The sequence below is a fragment of the Shewanella sp. YQ_9 genome (assembly GCF_043103185.1).
GTDB lineage: Bacteria > Pseudomonadota > Gammaproteobacteria > Enterobacterales > Shewanellaceae > Shewanella > Shewanella algae.
In genome coordinates this window covers 110,537-129,374 of the sequence record NZ_JBICJO010000057.1, presented here as the reverse complement: position 1 = coordinate 129,374, position 18,838 = coordinate 110,537, and the positions used below count along the sequence as shown (strand labels likewise).

The window sequence follows — 18,838 nt, the reverse complement described above, 5'->3', positions numbered from 1 at the left end:
CCAAAATTTACTGCTGGATATTCAAGGTCTTTTTCTTGGTGAGTTTAGTCGGCAAAGTATTGGCCGGATCGTCGGGCCACAGGTGTTTAGGGTAGCGCCCACGCATCTCTTTTTTCACTTCGACATAGGGCCCTTGCCAAAAACTGGCCAGATCGGCCGTCAGCGCCAAAGGGCGCTGCGCCGGAGACAAGAGTTCCATGGTTACGGTCAACTCCCCTTGCAGCAGCCGCGGGCTTTCGGCCATGCCCAGCGCTTCCTGCAGACGCACACTCAGCAGCGCCCTGCCGCCGGCATCATAGCGGATCGGTGCCCGGGTGCCCGTGGCCATTTTCCAATGACTCGGCAGCCATTCATTCAGTGTCTGCTGCGCCTGCCACTCGAGGCGATTGAGCAGCAGCTGCTTGATATCCAATGCCATTAATCCCTTTAGCTGCTTAATATCACTCAAAAACGGCTCCAACCACTCCTCGAGAGAATCCAGCAGCGCCGGATCGCTGCTGTCCGGAAATAGGCTAGGGTCTTTGGATCTTGCCAGTGCCAGCCTGAACTGGAGCTGCCTGACATCCTCATCCATATTGAGCAGTGCCAAGCCTTTACTGCGCAGCAGCACCATAATCGCCTGAGCCCTCAGCTTGGGATCCGCCTCTTTCTCGGCCTCCCGCTTGAGTACTATCTCCCCCAGACGCAGTTGGCGCTCGGCAAAGAAACGTCCCTTGGACTCATCCCAGCCCGCCTGCTGTTGCCAGGTACAGAGAAAGGCCAGCTCATTTTCCAGCAACCCCGCCGGTAATTCGGCCGCCAGGTAGATACGGCCGGCGCTGCGGCCCTCGGTTTCCTGGTAATCGGCCACCACCAGAAACTCGCAGCCGCTAAGGCTGTCACCGGCATCGAGCACCACGCCGCTGCCATTGGCCAGCTGATAGCCCTCGACGCCTCTTGCCTTGGCTATCCTGTCAGGAAATGCCAGCGCCAACAACAGGGCGCAATCGGCACGATTCGCCAATTTCAGAAAATCCGCCGCCTTGCCATTAAGCCCCAAGCGTCTGAGCCAGTTGCCGACTTGTCTGGCTTCAAGGCCTTGAGTGGCCTGAGAAAGTTTATCCATGATATCGGCGTTGTTGCCCGCAAGGCTTCTGGCCTCCAATAAGGCAGCCAGCAGACAAGCCAGACCGGCGAGCTCGGGTTCGCCGCGCGCCTGCCCCAGGCTTTGCGCCCGGAGCAGCATGTGCGCCAGCCGCGGCTGCGCCCCCAGTGCATAGGCCGCGCGGCCATGGGCGGTAAGCTTACGTTGCGGGTCTACCAATTGCAGCGACTGCAACAGCTGCCAGGCCACCGCCTCATTGGCTCTGGCCGGTGGCGTCAGTAAAGGCAAGTCACTGAGGCTGCGCACACCCCAGCAGGCCGCATCCAGGGCCATGGAGAGCAAGTCGGCATGCAAGATTTCCGGTTCATCCGTCTGCGGCAAGCGGCTGTGCTCCTCCTGGCCCCAAAGCCTTAAGCAGAAACCCGCACTGGTGCGCCCAGCCCGCCCGGCTCTTTGAGTGGCCGATGCCTGGCTGATACGCTTGAGTCCCAAACGGGTCACGCCGCTGCGGGGGTTGAAACTGGCTTGGCGCTTGTAACCACTGTCCACCACCAGAGTAATCCCCTCTATGGTCAGACTGGATTCAGCCAGGTTGGTGGACAGTACCAGCTTACGCTCACCGGCATTGGCCGGGGCAATCGCCGCATCCTGCTCTTTTGCACTCAATGAGCCGTAGAGAGGACAAATGCGCACATTGGCTGCAACTCTGGATTGCAGATAGTGCTTGAGGCGCTGAATTTCCCCCTGTCCCGGCAGGAAGGCGAGTATCGAGCCCTGTTGCTGCGCTTCGCTAACCCCCAAAGCGCAGGCCTGCTGAGGGTCCAGCAGCGCCAGCAACTGCCGCCCCATATGTTCAAGCCAAGGTGCCATGCCAGAGCCGGAACCCGCACCGCTGCGCCTCTGCGCCGAAACGGCGCTGTAGGCGATAGTCACAGGGTAGCTGCGGCCCTCACTGGCAAGCAGCTTGGCATCCGGCATCAAGGTTTGTAACGGCAGGCCTTCGAGCGTTGCCGACATGGCCAGCAAGTGTAAATCGTCCCGCAATGAGGCCTGCACTTCCAGTGCCAACGCCAGACCGAGATCTGTGCTCAGATGGCGCTCATGGATCTCATCGAAAATGATCATGGCAACGCCCTTGAGCTCAGGGTCCTGCTGGATCATGCGGGTCAGTACCCCCTCGGTGATGATCTCGAGTCGGGTATTGCCGCTGACCTGACTATCACCGCGAACCCTGAACCCCACCTCTTGCCCCAGCGCCTGTCCTCTTTGGCGCGCCAAAAAGCCGGCGATGGCCCGCGCCGCTACCCGTCTGGGCTCCAGCATGAGGATCTTGCCGTCGATTTCCGGCCAGTCGAGCAGTGCCAAGGGCAGCGCGGTGGATTTACCGGCTCCGGTAGGCGCTTCGAGGATAACTTGCCGACAACTGGCCAAGGTTTGGCGCAGTTGAGGCAACAGGGGTTGAATGGGTAAGTCGTTCAAGATTCAGGGCATGGCTTACAAAAACAGGCGCTCAGTGTAACCAGTTTCAGCCGCCGTGGCTAACAGGAAGGCCCTGACCATGTCCTGCAAACTACACCAGGTATCCTGATGCCAGTCTGTGCCGGCCTGTATGAATCAATAAGCATTGGCACAACTGCGGTTGGACTCACTCAGCTCAAGTAAGGGCCTGGGCTTGCCTATGGCGTAGCCCTGAGCATAATCCACCCCCAGCTCCTGCAGTTTCGCCACTATGGCCTCGGTTTCCACAAACTCGGCAATAGTTTGAAACTCCATCTGCCTTCCCAACTGGCACATGGCGGCAATAATCGCCTGATCCGCCTTGTCTTCACAGAGATTGAGCACAAACTGGCCGTCAATCTTCACATAATCCACCGCCAACTGTTTAAGGTAGGCAAAAGAGGAAAAGCCGGCGCCAAAGTCATCCATCGCCAGCTTACAACCCAGGGGTTTAAGCAGCTCAATCAACCTGTGGGCCTGCTCGAGCTGGCTGAGAACCGAAGTTTCGGTGATTTCGATACACAGCTTATCGACCAATTCGGGTTCAGCCAGCAGGCGCATCTCAAGCCAGTCCATAAACTCCTCATCCTCGAGCGAGGACGCCGAAAGGTTCAGCGACACCAAAGACAGGGATTGCCACAACTCAAGATGCCTATTGCCCCAGAGCAGCAGATGATCTATCACCCAGCGATCCACCCTGGATGCCAGGTTATAACGCTCGGCCGCAGGCAGAAATATCGCCGGAGACAACATCTCTCCCTCCTCCTGATACATACGCAGCAAGATCTCCAGATGCATGCCGCTATCTGTAGCCTCCAGCGGGCGGATCTCCTGGAAATAGAGCTCAAATCTGTCATTGGCCAGGGCACCGAGGACATCGACCGAGGCGGTCATTTCGCTGTAGAGCCGCTTGAGGCGGGGATCGCTGCTGTCGTAGAGTAACCAGCCGTTGCGCCCCCGCTCCTTGGCCAGTCGGCAGGCGGCATCGGCCTGGCCCATGACGGTATAGATGTCCTGGGCTGCCGGATCCAACTGTGCTATGCCTATGCTGGCCGAGACCCCGTGTTTGCGGTTTTCCCAGTTGAATTCGTGATTGAACAGCTGCTGACAGATACGCTCGGCGATATGTTTGGCCGACTCTGGGTTGCAAAAATGCATCAGGATCCCGAACTCATCGCCGCCGAGCCTGGCCACCACATCCCCCTTGCGCACCAGCTGCTTGAGCCGCTGCGCCACCTGACACAAGAGCCTGTCACCCGCGATATGACCGCTGACATTGTTGATCACCCGAAACTGATCCAGATCCACAAAGGCAATACACACAGGCGGCGCCTGTTCCTCGCCGAGCACTTTGGCCAGCAGGGCTTCGAAATGCACCCGGTTGGGCAGGCCGGTCAGCGCATCATAATTGGCGTGAAATGACAGCTCGCTGGCCAATCTGTGGCGTTCACTGACATCCTCGGCCATCAGCACCAGGGTACGCTTATCAGCCTTACTGCGGCTGAAACTGAGTTTTTGCCAAGAGAGCTCCTGTCCATGCAGAAAACCAACCTCACACCAGGCCTGATTCAATACCCCATCGCGTACCACGGCCAGGGTATCAAGCAAAATCCCCTTGTCATCCTCACGCACCAACGCCAGCAGATCCTTGCTGTCACCGGCCACCAGTGTCTGCTTGGCTATCCGGTTCATCATGGTCAGTTGGTTACTGCTGTCCAACTGCCCGCAAGCCAGGGGTAACTGTTGGAACAGCTCCTGATACTTGCGCTCACTGGCCAGCAGCGCCAAGGCGATACGGGTCAGCTCCATTGCCGAGCCTATCATGGCCGCCGCATGGCTGAGTTCATTGATAAAGTCTTCCTGCCAGCGCTTTTCGCCGCCGCATTGCAGGGCGCCAACGGCGATATGAGTATCCCCCAGATGCAGTGGCGGCAGCACCAACAGGCTGCGCACCTGCCACTGGCGTAAGAAACGTTTCTCTTCCTGAGCTTCCTTGGGAAGCTCTTCAATACTGTCCAAGGTCAAGAGTTTGGGGTGGCGTAACAGATTGCGAAAAAAAGGCATGTTCCCCAGCCCCCATTCCCGGGAGGCTTGCTGAGTCTTGAATTGGGGTTTGAGGTAGAGATTGCGGGTCTTGAGTCGCCCCGGTGTCTTACCGGCCGCCAGCACAAACACCCCGTCACAATCCAATTGTCGGGTGATGATCTCCAGGGCGCGATCAACATTCTGCTCCAGGGTGATCAGCGGAGAATCGCTGAAGACATCCACCAGAGCATGTTGTAATTGGTTGGCAAGACTCGCGGGCATAATGGGGTCATTTCCTTACGACTGTTTTTTGATCCGAAGAATCCATCCGATACCATTGCTTTTCATTCTCACCGAGTGAATCGACTCCTGTGTACAATGGTACAAGTCACAGTATAGGCCAAGGTCTTAACCGGGAACGAAAAATGAGCTCAATTACGCCTAAAAGGCTATTTCTGGGATTCACGCCAACCACGGCAGAAAGAGCGAGCTTACTGACGTTGCAGCAAGCATGTGAACAAGCTGATGAACCGTCAGCCCCCGGTCTCAAGAAAGTGACTGAGGCCAATCTGCACCTTACCCTGGCGTTTCTCGGCCAGGTGACGGCAGAACAGCTCGGGAATTTACTCGCTGCCATTCCCGGCTTGCCCTTGAAACGCTTTCGGGTGCGGCTCGAGCATCTCTGTTTCTGGCCCGGGCCGAAAATACTCTGCCTGGCCGGCACAGCCGAGGATCCGGCGTTAATGGCGCTTGCCGGGACGGCGCAACAACTGGCGGACGACCTTGGGCTGCATAGCAGCGAATATGATTACCGTCCCCATATCACCTTGATGCGAAGGGCTGGCAACCTACCGAAACTCGAACATATTCCAACGCTCGATTTAACGCCAAGCGAGCTGCAACTCTACGAGTCTTTGAGTACTCCAACCGGCGTCGAGTACCGGATATTGGCCAGTTGGCCGTTAAGCGACTGAATCACTTAAGCGCCTTGTGCATCACCACGCAGTCGAGCACTATGCCTCTTGGGGAGTGATATTGGCTTATCCCCTCACCGCAAAAGCCACAGCTACGATAGAAGTCGGCGGCATTGAGGGTAGACTCCAGCGTCAGCGCAGTCACGCCTCTTTCACGCGCCAAAGACTCGAGATGAGCGAGCAAGTCACGCCCGAGCCCTTGGCCCATGGCTTGTGGATGCACGAACAGTGCTTCAATTCGGTCGTTATCCAGCATGCCGGTCGCCAGTATTTTTCCCTGATGTTCGATTAGATAAAAGTCTCTCTCCACCATGGTGATAAAGACAGAGGGCATCTCGCCTTGGGTCCAAATTCTGAGCTCTGCCTTTGTGTAAAACCCCTGGCAACCGGCCTGAATAGCCAGATTACGGATATCCCAGGCAGTTTGTGCGTCTTCCTTTCTTGCCTTGCGTAACTTCATCCTGCACTTCCCTTTGTTGAAAAATAGCGATACACCGGCATTAAAAAGCCGCCCAGTGGGCGGCTTGGTTTGGGCGTTAATTCCCTATGACTTAGTCCGCCAGCAGTTCGGCTATGGTCAACATACCATGAGTCGTGGCACCTGCAGCCCAAAGGGCCGAAGCGTTGTCTTCAAATGCGGCGGCCAGATCGATATGCAGCCAATCCACACCTTCATTGACAAAACGCCACAGGAAACCGGCGGCATTGGAAGCGCCACCGGCGCCGCCACCTTTTACAGGGCGGCTGTTGGCGGTATCGGCATAGGCAGAAGGGCACATCTCTTTATGCCAAGGCTCCAGCGGCAAAGGCCAAACATTTTCGGCCACTAGAGCCGCCTTTTGCTGCGTCAACGCCAGCAGTGGCTGGCTGGGGGAGAAGATGGCGTTATAGTTGCGGCCAACGGCCATCACAGCGGCGCCGGTCAGGGTGGCGGCATCGATAACCCGAGTCGCACCGCTGGCGCAGGCGGCCTGCAGACCATCGGCCAGCACCAGGCGTCCCTCGGCATCGGTATTGACCACTTCAACCGTGGTGCCGTTCTTGTAGGTCAGTATGTCTCCCAGCTTATAGGCACGACCACTGATCAGGTTCTCGGCGCAGCAGAGGTAGAGTTTGACCCGCTTGTCGAGACCGTTCTGAATCGCCAGCCCCAGCGCCGCAGTAACAGTTGCCGCGCCGCCCATATCCGCCTTCATGCCCAGCATGCCTTCGGAAGCCTTGATGCTGTAACCGCCTGAGTCAAAGGTGATCCCCTTACCTACCAGCGCGACGGACACGGGAGCATCTTCACCCAGAGGGTTGAAGTCCAGTTCCAGCAACGCAGGTGGCCTTTCGCTGCCGCGGCCAACCGCATGAATGCCTATCCACTGCTCCTGCAACAAGGCTTCCCCTTCAACTATCCGGTAGCTGACCTTGTCACCGCCGAGTTCGGCCAGCCAATTGGCCGCCTGCTGCGCCAGTTTCAGTGGTGGCAGGTTTTCCGGGGTTTCATTGATAAGACTGCGGGCAAACGATGCGCTGTAAGCCCTGCTGGTCAGCGCGCCCTTGAGCGCCTCATCACCGGCCCATTGGATCTCATGGCCGCCTTTGGCAGTGACAAAGCCCTGGGCAAAGGCCCACTGACTGTTGAGGTCCCAACCCTCTCCCACCAAAGAAACCTGATTGATCCCCTGGTTACGCAGCTTACGGGCAGCCATCTGGATTTGTCGCAGGGCATCGTTTCCCTGCAGGTGGATCTGAGCCTGCTCAGCATTGTAGGTTACATCGGCCTTGCCCCAATGGGCCGCAGGGGCCTCATGGGTCAGCACTATCTTCATGGATTGACTCATTTCGATTCCTTCTTCTTTATGCAGTGAGCGCCTTCGCGCCACAATTGGTCCCAGTGTACTGCATTCCTGCCCGGCACTTGAAGCCCCGCGCCGAATGAGAATTGTTGCCAACTGTAAAGCCTGCTAGGCTTTGGGGTTTTCAACAACTTCAGGGAGATGGGGATGGAGTTTATCCCGCCACTGCAATCCGGCATTTTGATCCAAAGGTATAAACGCTTTCTGGCCGATGTCAGGCTGGATGATGGCACTGAGATTACCCTGCACTGCCCCAATACGGGTTCAATGAAGAACTGCCAGTTCCCAGGCGAGCGGGTTTGGTTCTCCTGTTCGGACAATCCCAAGCGTAAATACGCCCACACTTGGGAGCTGATGCAAACCCCTGAAGGCGACCTGATCGGTGTCAACACAGGACGGGCCAATGCCCTGGTAGAGGAAGGGATCCAAACGGGTGTCATCAGGGAACTGCAGGGGTACCAAAACCTCAAGCGGGAAGTGAAGTACGGTGATGAAAACAGCCGTATCGATATCTTTCTCAGCGAAGGGGCAGAGGCTGATTGCTATATCGAAGTGAAGAACACCACGCTCTTGGAAGAGGGTCATGGTTACTTTCCCGATGCTGTCACCAGCCGTGGTCAAAAACACTTGCGGGAACTGATGTCAGTGGTCAAAAGTGGCCAACGTGGGGTATTGGTGTTTTTAGTGCAACATACAGGGATAAAAACCGTATCAGCGGCCCACCATATAGATTCAAAATATGCCGACTTATTGAACGAAGCCATAGATGCCGGAGTCGAAGTACTGGCCTATGCCACAAGCCTTTCACCTGAAGGCTTCAGGGTGGAATCAAGGCTCGAATTTGTTCGTCAGACAAGCCCCAAAAAGTGATAAAAAGTTGATTTAATCGGGTTTAGCAGACATATTCAAATAATTAGCAATAAGTAAATCGAAATATTTGCCTAGGTAGAGAGATTCTGATATAGATAGCGGCCGTTCATAAGAATGCCCTACGACGCAAATGGAAACAGGAGATGCGTTATGCCTGAAGGCACTAAAAAACTTGGTGTACTCGCTATCGCTGGTGTAGACCCTTACCAGGAAAAACCCGGTGAGGAGTACATGAACTCACAACAACTGAGCCACTTCAAGACCATTCTTGAAGCATGGAGGAATCAGTTGCGTCAAGAGGTGGATCGCACTCTTACCCATATGCAGGATGAAGCTGCAAACTTCCCGGATCCGGTTGACCGTGCCGCCCAGGAAGAAGAGTTCAGCCTCGAACTGCGCGCCCGCGACCGCGAACGTAAGCTGATCAAGAAGATCGAAAAGACACTGCAGAAAATTGAAGAAGATGACTTCGGTTTCTGCGAATCCTGCGGCGTCGAAATCGGCATCCGTCGTCTGGAAGCCAGACCGACAGCCGATCTGTGTATCGACTGCAAAACGCTGGCAGAGATCAAAGAAAAACAGATGGCAGGTTAATCTAATCTGCCGCAGCGCGGGGCCAAGTGTTACACTGGCCCCGCGTTTTTTTGTCACTCAGCCCTTGATGAACAACACTTCCTACATAGGCCGTTTCGCCCCCTCGCCTTCAGGCTCTTTGCATTTCGGCTCTCTTGTTGCCGCCCTCGGCAGTTATCTACGCGCCCGCTCAAAGCAAGGGCAGTGGTTGCTGCGAATAGAAGATATCGACCCCCCGAGAGAAGTCAGCGGCGCAGCCGATGACATAATGCGCACCCTGGAAGCCTTCGGCCTGCACTGGGATGGCGAAGTGCTGTACCAGAGCCGGCGTCTGCAAGACTATCAGCAACATATTGATGCCTTACTGGAATCCAATCAGGCCTACTATTGTCAGTGCACCCGCAAACAGATCCAGCAAAGAGGTGGTGTTTACGACGGCCGCTGCCGGGAGTTGCAACTCAAGCAAGGTGCCATTCGCATTCACAACCAACTGGCGGTTGCCCGGTTTATCGATGGCCATCTGGGTAAAGTCTGTGTCGACCCAGCCTTCGCCGCAGAAGACTTTATTATCAAGCGCAGCGATGGCCTGTACGCCTATCAACTGGCGGTGGTACTGGACGACGCCTTTCAGGGCATCACTGAGATAGTCCGCGGAGCCGACCTCTTGGAGGCCAGTTGCCGACAGATAAGCCTGTTTCGCCAATTCGGATTTCAGGAACCGAGCTTTTTTCATCTGCCACTGGCCAGCACCCAGGCAGGGCTCAAGCTTTCCAAGCAAAACCATGCCACACCGGTGGATAAACGCCATCCACAACCGGCGCTGCTGGCGGCACTCGAGTTTCTCGGCCAGACGGCTGTCACACCCCAAGCCGATGTGACTCAGATGTTGGCCCAGGCGGTGGCTCAGTTTGATCCAGACAGCATTCCCAAGCAGACAGAGATCCTCATCGGCCGCTGATATACTCATCGCCTGCTATTTGGTATATCATAGCCGCCAGTTTTTAACCCTTATTTTGCGTTAACGTTCCGAGGTGTCCCATTTTTCGCCGTATCAGTCAGTTTTGTAAGCAGTTGTTTGACGATGGTCAGACAGCCAAGGCTCAACAAGAAGACAACACAGACACAGGTTTGAGCCTGGAGGTTATCCCGCGCGATGGCCACAGCATTTCCCGCAGACAGATTAGCGAGAATGCGCTCAAGGTTTTGTACCGCCTGCATAAGTCTGGCTTTCACGCCTATCTGGTTGGTGGCGGCGTACGCGATCTGCTGCTGGGACTGGAGCCGAAAGACTTTGACGTGGTCACCAATGCCACTCCGGAAGAGATCAAGAAGCTGTTTCGCAACTGCCGCCTGGTTGGCCGTCGTTTCCGCCTGGCCCATATCGTCTTTGGCCGGGATGTTATTGAAGTGGCGACCTTCCGCGGCCACCACGGCAACAGCGAAGAGAAGATTTCCAAGGTCAATTCGGCCGGACGACTGCTGCGCGACAATGTTTATGGTGACATAGATGAAGACGCCGAGCGCCGCGACTTTACCGTCAACGCCCTCTATTACAATATTGCCGACTACTCCATTCGCAGCTATGGCGGTGGTATTCATGATCTTAAGGCAAGAACCCTGCGACTGATTGGCGATCCCGAGACCCGTTATCGGGAAGACCCGGTGCGTATGCTGCGGGCCGTGCGCTTTGCCACCAAGCTTGGGATGTCCATCGAAAAACGCACTGCGGCCCCGATCAAGAGTTTGGCTCCGCTGCTGAAAGATATTCCGGCGGCGCGTATGTATGAAGAAGTGCTCAAGCTGTTTTTCGCCGGTAAGGCGCTGAACAACTATCAGATGATGCGCGAATATCAACTGTTTGCGCCCATTTTCCCTCTGGTGGAAAGTCTGCTGCGGGACGACCCCAAGGGCCCGGCCGCCAGACTGCTGAGCGAAATGATGCACAACACAGATGTGCGCGTCGGTGAAGACAAGCCTGTGACTCCGGCCTTCTTCTATGCCGCACTCCTTTGGTATCCACTGCAAAACCGCGCCCAGGATATCGCCTTGGAGAGCGGTCTCAGCCCCTATGATGCTTTCTTTGCCGCCATGGGCGATGTGCTCGAACAGCAGTGCCGTTCGGTAAGCATTCCCCGCCGCTTCAGCACTCCGGCGCGGGATATCTGGCAGTTACAGATGCGCTTTGAACGCTCTCAAGGGGGCCGCGCCTTTAAACTGATGGAACATCCCAAGTTCCGCGCCGCCTACGATCTCTTGCTGCTCAGAGCCAATGCCGAAGGCGGCAATCTGGCCAAGCAGGCCAGTTGGTGGCAACAGTTTGTCGAGTCTGATGACGAGCAGAAGCAACAGCTGGTGCGCAGCGGCAGTAAATCCAACGGCAGCCGCAACCGTAACGCCAATCAACGCCGGCGCCGCAAGCCTCGTCGCCCAAGCGAAAAACCACAGGCGGCCGAGTAAGATGACCGGAGTCTATGTGGCGCTGGGCGCCAACCTGGACTCTCCCGAGCGCCAGCTTGACAGTGCTTGCCTGGCGCTGCAGCAGCTGGCGCGGCAAGACAGCTTTCGCGTTTCATCCTACTATCGTTCGGTTCCCATGGGCGATGTTCCTCAGCCGGACTATATCAACGCGGTGGCCTATTTCGAGACCGAGCTGGCGCCGCTGGAACTCCTTGACGCCTTGCAGGAAATCGAGTTGCAGCAAGGGCGACAACGCCTGGTGCGCTGGGGCCCTAGAACTCTGGATCTGGACCTGTTGCTCTACGGCAATAAGCAGATACAGACCCCAAGGCTCACTGTGCCCCACTACGGCATCAAGAGCCGCGAGTTTGTCCTCATTCCACTGGAAGAGCTCAATCCTTCGCTGGTGTTGCCCTGCGGCACCGGCATAGCCACGCTGATCACCAATGCCATGCGCCAATCGCTGCAACTGATCCACCCCTCAGGCTGAGAACCTGAGCCGGATCGTTGCAGTCCAAAGCCGCATGGCATATAACACCACTTCACTCGGTTAATAAGAAGAGCATTATGTCTAAAATCACCACAGCTACCCTGCGTAAATTCAAGCAGGAAGGTAGAAAGTTTACCGCTCTGACCGCTTATGACGCCAGTTTTGCCGCCGCTTTTGACAGCGAAGGTGTAGACGTCCTGCTGGTAGGAGACTCATTGGGAATGGTTCTGCAAGGTCACGATGATACCTTGCCGGTCAGTGTCGAGGAGATGGCCTATCACACCCGTTGTGTTCGCCGCGGCATCAGCCGCAGTTTGTTGATGGCCGATCTGCCCTTCATGAGTTATGCCACTCCCGAGCAGGCGATGACCAATGCTACCAAGCTGATGCAGGCCGGTGCCAACATGGTCAAGATTGAAGGTGGCCAATGGTTGCTGGAAACGGTTTCCATGTTGACCGAGCGCGGCATTCCTGTCTGCGCCCACCTGGGACTGACGCCACAATCGGTGCACGTGTTCGGTGGTTTCAAGGTACAGGGCCGCGATGCCGACAACGCCCAGCGGATCCTGGATGAGGCCAAGGCGCTGGAAGGTGCCGGGGCCCAGTTGTTGGTACTCGAGTGCGTACCGGCTTCGCTGGCACAACAGATAACCGAAGCGCTGCAAATTCCAGTGATCGGCATAGGGGCCGGCAAGGATACTGATGGCCAAATTCTGGTGATGCACGATGTACTCGGGATATCCAGCGGCTATATCCCGCGCTTTTCCAAGAACTACCTTAAGCAGACAGGTGAAATCCGTGAGGCCGTGAAGGCCTATATCGATGAAGTTCAGCAGGGACAATTCCCCGCAGAAGAGCACACCTTTAACTGAGCCGGGGATTCGCCAGATTATGCTGACCACAGCCAAGATAGATGAGATCCGTGCCCGGGTACGGGAATGGCGCCAAAAAGGGGAAACCGTAGCCTTTGTCCCTACCATGGGCAATCTGCACCAGGGACATGTGAGTTTAATCCTCGAAGCCGCGCGCCGCGCCGATCACGTGGTGGCCTCGATTTTTGTCAATCCACTGCAGTTTGGCAAGAATGAGGATCTCGATGCTTACCCCCGCACCCTGGGCGCCGATCAACAAAAATTGACCGAAGCCGGCTGCGAGCTGCTGTTTACCCCAACACCCGAGCTTATCTACCCCAAAGGGCTGGATGCCCAGACCTTTGTGGAAGTCCCCGGGATCTCCGATGAGCTTTGCGGCGCCAGCCGTCCAGGGCACTTTCGCGGGGTCGCGACCATAGTCTGCAAGCTGTTCAATATAGTGCAGCCTGACATAGCCCTGTTTGGCCGTAAGGACTACCAGCAGCTTCTGGTGATCAAGACCATGGTGACCGACCTGTCGCTGCCCATCGAGGTCATAGGGGTAGAAACCGTTCGCGAGGATTCCGGCCTGGCACTGAGTTCGCGCAATGGTTATCTCACCGAGGCCGAAAAAGCGCTGGCGCCCAAGCTCAAGGCAAGCATGGATAAACTGGCCGAGGCGATTGTACTGGGGCAGGATATCGACCAGGCCATCAGCAATGCCAAGGAGTTCCTGCGCGCCGCCGGGCTTGAGCCTGACTATCTGGAAGTGCGTGAGGCTTCAAGCCTAAAACCTGTGAGCAGCGATGACAAGTCGCTGGTGATCCTGGCCGCCGCTTATCTTGGCAAGGCTCGCCTCATAGACAATATGACGCTGTCACGCTGATATCCTTTCTTTAGGGAGGGGGAAATATCCCCCCCCCTCTTTCTTCCGAAGACCTTTTTCCAGGTCGCCAAAAAAATTTCCTTAGTCAAAAACTGGTCTTCAATAAAGGTTTGAGTCATATTGGTTACACTTGTTTTAGATATGTAACGAAAGGATTCCCGCCCCAATGTTGCCCGGACAGCCCAGACTCTGGCTCTTTGCTGCACTGCTGCTCGCTTCGCAAGTTCAGGCAGGTACCGTCTATAAATGTATCAAAGAGGACAAGGTAGTATTCAGCCAGCTTCCCTGCCCGCAAGCCTTCAAACAGCACAAGATTGAATATCAGTATGGCGTGACCACGGAAACGGCCGAGGGAGAAAGAGTTGATCCGCTGCAATCCCTTTTGGAGAACGACAGCCTGCCAGAAGACAAGCTATTGCAGCGACTGGAAGCCGAAGTCTATCGGCTGCAGCAGGAAAACAGCTATCTGGAAATATTGCGGGCCAGCGAGCTACAAAAGCAGGAGCGGCAACGCTATTGGCAGAAACTGGAGCGGGAAGACCCCGCTTTTGTTAAGCAACGCGGCAAGATAAACGCCCATTTTGATGAGCTCAAACGCGTCAATGATGACAAGATAGCCAAGCTGCAGCAACACAGACAGTTGCTGCAGCAAAAAACCGAGGCTCAGCCCTGAATCAGCTGCGCAGCCCTATCCCACGGGAGATCAGGTAATAAGCCAGCAACCACAGACCCGCACAGAACCCCAGCATCACGCCAATGGACAGCGGCACGCTCATATCGGCAAATCCCAAGAAACCGTAGCGGAACACGTTGATCATATACACCACAGGGTTCAGCGCCGATACGCCACGCCAAAAGTCAGGCAGCAGCGACAGCGAGTAAAACACCCCGCCAAGATAAGTCAGCGGCGTCAACACAAAGGTGGGGATGATGCTGATGTCGTCGAAGCTCTTGGCAAACACGGCATTGATAAGGCCGCCAAGGGCAAACAGCACTGAGGTCAGAAACACTGTGACTATCACCAATCCCAAGTGCTGCACACTGAGATCGACAAAGAACATGGCCACCAGGGTCACTATCAGGCCCACCAGCAATCCACGGGCGACACCGCCACCGACATAGCCGGCTATCATCACATAGTGGGGCACGGGCGCCACTATCAGCTCTTCCAGGTTACGTTGGAACTTGGCGCTGAAAAAGGAAGATGCCACATTGGAATAGGAGTTGGTAATCACCGACATCATGATAAGGCCCGGGGCAATAAACTCCATATAGGACACCCCGCCCATCTCACCAATGCGACTGCCCACCAGATTACCGAAGATCAGGAAATACAGTGTCATGGTGATCGCCGGTGGTACCAGTGTCTGTACCCAAATGCGGGTAAAACGGGTAATTTCCTTGATTAAAATACTCTTGAAGGCAACCAGATACAGACCTCTCATGCCTTGCCTCCTTGGGCATTTTCAACCAGTTTCACAAACAACTCCTCCAATCGATTGGCCTTGTTACGCATGGATAGTACCTCAACCCCCTGCTCGCTCAGTAAACCGAAGACGGCGTTCAGGCTGTGGGACTTCACCAAGTCCACTTCCAGGGTCGCCGGATCTGTGAGCCTGACTGTGATATCGCCAAGTTTGGGTACCTCAACAAGCGGCTGCTTGATATCCAACACAAAGGTTTCCATATCCAGTTTCGACAGCAGGGATTTCATACTGGTGCACTCCACCAGCACGCCCTTATCGATAATGCCTATGTTGCGGCAGAGCATTTCCGCTTCTTCCAGATAGTGGGTCGTCAGTATGATGGTGACGCCTTCAGCGTTGATTTTTTTGAGAAACTCCCACATGGAGCGCCGCAGTTCTATATCCACCCCGGCGGTGGGCTCATCGAGGATCAAAAGTTTGGGCTCGTGCATCAGTGCCCTGGCTATCATCAAACGCCGCTTCATGCCGCCGGAAAGCTGCCGGGATTGGCTGTTGCGCTTGTCCCAGAGATCCAGTTGCCTGAGGTATTTCTCGGCCCGCTTGTGGGCTTCGGCTCTGGGCACTCCGTAATAACCGGCCTGGTTAACCACGATTTGCAGCACTGTCTCGAACTGATTGAAGTTGAATTCCTGCGGCACCAAGCCGATACACAATTTGGCCTGCTCCAGTTCTTTATCCAGATCATGGCCAAAGACCCGCACACTGCCGCCACTCTTGTGCACCAACGAGCTTATGATGCCGATAGTGGTGGACTTACCGGCACCGTTGGGGCCGAGCAAGGCAAAAAAGTCGCCCTGAGCCACATTCAGGCTAATCCCTTTGACGGCTTCGACACCGCCCTTATAGGTCTTCTTAAGATTGTCCAGCTCCAACGCCAGAGCTTTGGTCGTCATAGATGTTTCTCCTAAAGAGCCTCCAATACCTGAGGTATCGGCAGCGGCCCGGGACGCAAAAAGCAAGACTCCCGCCGTGGCGGGAGTCCGTCTTACTATACAAACAAAGCCGAAATCACAGCTTGCTTACTCCTGCGGGATCACCTTGGCGATATAAGGCAGGTTGCGGTACTGCTCGGCGTAGTCGATACCATAACCGACCACGAATTCATCAGGAATAGTAAAACCGACAAAGTCTACCGGTACGTCGACTTCGCGGCGGTCCGGCTTGTCCAGCAGAGTACAGAGAGTCAGGCTCTTTGGCTCACGCAGCAGCAGCATTTCGCGTACCTTGTTGAGCGTGTTGCCCGAGTCAATCAGATCTTCGACGATCAACACATCACGATCGGCGATTTCCGACTGAACATCTTTGAGTATCTTCACGTCTCTAGAGCTGGTCATGGCATTGCCATAGCTGGAAACAGACATAAAGTCGATCTCTACATGGCCCTTAATCCGACGGCAGAGATCGGCCATAAAGACCACTGAGCCCTTGAGCAGGCCGACCATCAGCAACTTGTCGGCATTGGCATAATGCGCATTGATGCGCTCGGCTAATTCATCCAGTTTCTGGTTGATCTCTTCTGCCGAGATCATCACTTCGGTGGTGTGTTTCATATCACTCTCAATTGTCGATCTCACTGTCTTTGGGTTTGTCATAACCCCAGCGATCCGTTAATGCATGTTCGACACCCAGATGATCCAGGATCCGGGCGACCATGAAGTCTATCAGATCTTCAATGGATTTGGGATGATGATAAAAGCCGGGGGCGGCCGGCATTATGATGGCGCCCAGTTGGCTGAGTTTCAACATATGTTCGAGATGAATGGCGTTGAAAGGTGTCTCTCTGGGCACCAACAACAACTGACCGCGCTCCTTGAGCACTACATCGGCGGCCCGCTCCAGCAGGCTGTTACTCATGCCGGTGGCCACCGCGGCCAAAGTGCCGGTTGAGCAGGGACAGATCACCATCTGCTTTGGCGCCGCCGAGCCGGACGCCGGCGGAGAGAACCACTCATCCTTGCCGAGCACCCTCAGCTCACCGCCTTCGGGAAACAGTTTTCTGAGCTGCTCTGTGGCCTTGTCCGGCGCGCTGCTGAGTTTGAGCCCATGTTCCGTTGCCAGCACCACCCGAGCGGCGCTGGACACCATCAGAAAAACCCGAAACTCGGCCTTGAGCAAGCACTCTAGCAGCCTCAGCCCATAGGGCGCCCCGGAGGCGCCGGTCCAGGCGAGGCTGATACTCTTAATCTGCTGATATTTCACGCTTTGACCTCGCCACTTCTGGCTTTAAGGGCCTGGAGCAACTTTTGATGCAGACCGCCAAAGCCGCCATTGCTCATGATCAGCACGGTATCGCCGGGCTTGGCTTCACCACTGACCTTGGCCACTATCTCATCTATGTCGTGCAAAACCTGCACCGGCAGCGGCGCCGCCTCCATGGCCGCGGCAATATCCCAATCGATATTATCCGCCTGATACAACACGGCCTCATCGGCCAGGGCCATAGAGTTGGCCAGTGTGTCTTTATGCACCCCTTGCTTCATGGTGTTGGAGCGGGGCTCGAGCACGACAGTGATTTTGCCCTGGCCCACCTTGGCGCGCATCCCCTGAAGAGTAGTGGCGATTGCCGTTGGGTGATGGGCAAAGTCGTCATAAACACTGACCCCCTCTACACTGCCCAGCAACTCGAGACGGCGCTTGGGCGGGGTAAAGTCTGCCAGCGCCTTGAGCGCATCTACCGGCAAGACCCCAACATGACGCGCCGCGGCTATCGCCATAGTGGCGTTGTCTATGTTGTGACGCCCAATCAGGCCCCAGCTCAAAACGCCCTGGGATTTACCGCGGAAAAATAGCTCAAATTCGTGACCATCGTCTGCCAACATCCTGGCGCTCCAGTCCCCCTGGCCCGCTTCATGGCTCAAGGTTTCTTGCTCACTCCAGCAGCCCTTGGCTATCACGCCGGCAACCGCCTGGCTGTCTTGCGGCCAGATCACCCGGCCATCCCCCGGCACGATTCTGAGCAGATGGTGAAACTGCTTCTGTATCGCCTTGAGATCGTCGAAGATATCGGCATGGTCGAACTCCAGGTTGTTGATCACCAAGGTTCTTGGCTGGTAATGCACAAACTTGGAGCGCTTGTCGAAGAAAGCGCTGTCATATTCGTCGGCCTCGACCACAAAGAAGGGCGACTCGCCCAACCTGGCCGAAATGCCGAAATTCTGCGGCACCCCACCAATCAAAAAGCCTGGTTGATAGCCGCTGGCTTCGAGGATCCAGGCCAACATGCTGGCGGTAGAGGTTTTGCCATGGGTTCCGGAAACGGCCAATACCCAACGTTCGGGCAATATATGATCATGCAGAAACTGCGGACCCGAGGTGTATTTCAGGCCGCGGTTGAGTACGGCTTCCACACAGGGGTTGCCGCGGCTCATGGCATTGCCTATCACCACGAGATCCGGCTCGGGATCCAGCTGTGACGGGTCAAACCCCTGAATAAGGTCTATCCCCTGCTGCTCAAGCTGGGTACTCATGGGTGGGTAAACATTGGCATCGGAGCCGGTGACCTTATGTCCCATGGCGCGGGCCAGCAGCGCCAAGCCCCCCATAAAAGTGCCACAGATCCCCAGAATATGTACGTGCATTAAGGCCATCCTTCTGCAGTGAGTCCGCTCGCCCCAGGTTGGGCGAGTTTGCATGCCGCTCATTGTACCTATGCCACCGGCAAGACGCGAGAGGCCTCTGCCTGCTGTTCAGTTTTCTCTCATCTTCCCATGACAAATACGATAAATGGATAGCGGAAATTTCCCAAAACCTGAGCCGATCGCTGGTCAGGACAGAGCCGCGCGTTTAAAATGCCCGCAGCC

The 18,838-nt window shown here is 55.8% G+C and carries 18 protein-coding genes; 9 read left to right on the top strand and 9 right to left on the bottom strand.

Annotation, left to right across the window (positions count from 1 at the left end; genetic code table 11):
• Positions 1–7 precede the first annotated feature (7 nt).
• On the bottom strand, positions 8–2,563 hold the full coding sequence (gene hrpB / locus ACF8D4_RS15620) for an ATP-dependent helicase HrpB (RefSeq protein ID WP_392465852.1): 2,556 nt from the start codon (positions 2,561–2,563) through the stop codon (positions 8–10).
• A gap of 135 nt (positions 2,564–2,698) precedes the next feature.
• Positions 2,699–4,888 (bottom strand): putative bifunctional diguanylate cyclase/phosphodiesterase, encoded by a 2,190-nt coding sequence (locus ACF8D4_RS15615; RefSeq protein ID WP_392465850.1) that lies wholly within the window; start codon positions 4,886–4,888, stop codon positions 2,699–2,701.
• A gap of 143 nt (positions 4,889–5,031) precedes the next feature.
• Between ACF8D4_RS15615 and thpR the strand changes: the two genes are divergently transcribed.
• Entirely contained in the window at positions 5,032–5,580 is a 549-nt protein-coding gene (thpR, locus tag ACF8D4_RS15610) for an RNA 2',3'-cyclic phosphodiesterase (RefSeq protein WP_071238542.1), read from the top strand.
• A 1-nt stretch (position 5,581) separates the two neighbouring features.
• Here thpR and ACF8D4_RS15605 read toward each other — a convergent pair whose 3' ends face one another.
• Positions 5,582–6,040 (bottom strand): GNAT family N-acetyltransferase, encoded by a 459-nt coding sequence (locus ACF8D4_RS15605; protein WP_028780159.1) that lies wholly within the window; start codon positions 6,038–6,040, stop codon positions 5,582–5,584.
• Positions 6,041–6,131: 91 nt separating this feature from the next.
• The gene (gene pepB, locus ACF8D4_RS15600; RefSeq protein WP_025886963.1) at positions 6,132–7,409 is read right to left on the bottom strand and encodes an aminopeptidase PepB; all 1,278 of its coding nucleotides are present in this window, start codon (positions 7,407–7,409) and stop codon (positions 6,132–6,134) included.
• Positions 7,410–7,571: 162 nt separating this feature from the next.
• Between pepB and sfsA the strand changes: the two genes are divergently transcribed.
• The 8 genes from sfsA (at position 7,572) to ACF8D4_RS15560 (ending at position 14,224) form a co-directional block, all read left to right on the top strand.
• Positions 7,572–8,294, top strand: coding sequence for a DNA/RNA nuclease SfsA (gene sfsA, locus ACF8D4_RS15595; RefSeq protein WP_109247574.1), 723 nt, complete (start codon positions 7,572–7,574; stop codon positions 8,292–8,294).
• Between the two features lie 150 nt (positions 8,295–8,444).
• The gene (gene dksA, locus ACF8D4_RS15590; RefSeq protein WP_025010051.1) at positions 8,445–8,888 is read left to right on the top strand and encodes an RNA polymerase-binding protein DksA; all 444 of its coding nucleotides are present in this window, start codon (positions 8,445–8,447) and stop codon (positions 8,886–8,888) included.
• A 67-nt stretch (positions 8,889–8,955) separates the two neighbouring features.
• Positions 8,956–9,825: a tRNA glutamyl-Q(34) synthetase GluQRS gene (gene gluQRS / locus ACF8D4_RS15585; protein ID WP_025886961.1), complete on the top strand. Its 870-nt coding sequence runs from the start codon at positions 8,956–8,958 to the stop codon at positions 9,823–9,825.
• Between the two features lie 113 nt (positions 9,826–9,938).
• Positions 9,939–11,324: a polynucleotide adenylyltransferase PcnB gene (gene pcnB / locus ACF8D4_RS15580; RefSeq protein WP_210736194.1), complete on the top strand. Its 1,386-nt coding sequence runs from the start codon at positions 9,939–9,941 to the stop codon at positions 11,322–11,324.
• 1 nt (position 11,325) lies between these two features.
• Positions 11,326–11,814 (top strand): 2-amino-4-hydroxy-6-hydroxymethyldihydropteridine diphosphokinase, encoded by a 489-nt coding sequence (gene folK / locus ACF8D4_RS15575; protein WP_144217912.1) that lies wholly within the window; start codon positions 11,326–11,328, stop codon positions 11,812–11,814.
• 77 nt (positions 11,815–11,891) lie between these two features.
• Complete coding sequence (panB, locus tag ACF8D4_RS15570; protein WP_025010048.1) at positions 11,892–12,686, top strand: 3-methyl-2-oxobutanoate hydroxymethyltransferase; 795 nt, start codon at positions 11,892–11,894, stop codon at positions 12,684–12,686.
• Positions 12,687–12,705: 19 nt separating this feature from the next.
• Complete coding sequence (gene panC, locus ACF8D4_RS15565) at positions 12,706–13,551, top strand: pantoate--beta-alanine ligase (protein ID WP_028780166.1); 846 nt, start codon at positions 12,706–12,708, stop codon at positions 13,549–13,551.
• Between the two features lie 166 nt (positions 13,552–13,717).
• On the top strand, positions 13,718–14,224 hold the full coding sequence (locus tag ACF8D4_RS15560; RefSeq protein WP_071238548.1) for a DUF4124 domain-containing protein: 507 nt from the start codon (positions 13,718–13,720) through the stop codon (positions 14,222–14,224).
• A gap of 1 nt (position 14,225) precedes the next feature.
• Here ACF8D4_RS15560 and ACF8D4_RS15555 read toward each other — a convergent pair whose 3' ends face one another.
• The 5 genes from ACF8D4_RS15555 to mpl all read right to left on the bottom strand — a co-directional run bounded on the left by ACF8D4_RS15555 (position 14,226) and on the right by mpl (position 18,616).
• Complete coding sequence (locus ACF8D4_RS15555) at positions 14,226–14,996, bottom strand: ABC transporter permease (protein WP_025010045.1); 771 nt, start codon at positions 14,994–14,996, stop codon at positions 14,226–14,228.
• On the bottom strand, positions 14,993–15,931 hold the full coding sequence (locus ACF8D4_RS15550) for an ABC transporter ATP-binding protein (RefSeq protein WP_044733821.1): 939 nt from the start codon (positions 15,929–15,931) through the stop codon (positions 14,993–14,995). The genes ACF8D4_RS15555 and ACF8D4_RS15550 overlap by 4 nt, the downstream gene beginning before the upstream one ends.
• Positions 15,932–16,057: 126 nt before the next feature.
• Positions 16,058–16,588, bottom strand: a complete 531-nt coding sequence (gene hpt / locus ACF8D4_RS15545) for a hypoxanthine phosphoribosyltransferase (RefSeq protein WP_025010043.1) — start codon at positions 16,586–16,588, stop codon at positions 16,058–16,060.
• A 7-nt stretch (positions 16,589–16,595) separates the two neighbouring features.
• Positions 16,596–17,237 (bottom strand): flavin prenyltransferase UbiX, encoded by a 642-nt coding sequence (locus ACF8D4_RS15540; RefSeq protein WP_025010042.1) that lies wholly within the window; start codon positions 17,235–17,237, stop codon positions 16,596–16,598.
• Positions 17,234–18,616, bottom strand: a complete 1,383-nt coding sequence (gene mpl, locus ACF8D4_RS15535) for a UDP-N-acetylmuramate:L-alanyl-gamma-D-glutamyl-meso-diaminopimelate ligase (RefSeq protein ID WP_392465839.1) — start codon at positions 18,614–18,616, stop codon at positions 17,234–17,236. The genes ACF8D4_RS15540 and mpl overlap by 4 nt, the downstream gene beginning before the upstream one ends.
• Positions 18,617–18,838: the final 222 nt, after the last annotated feature.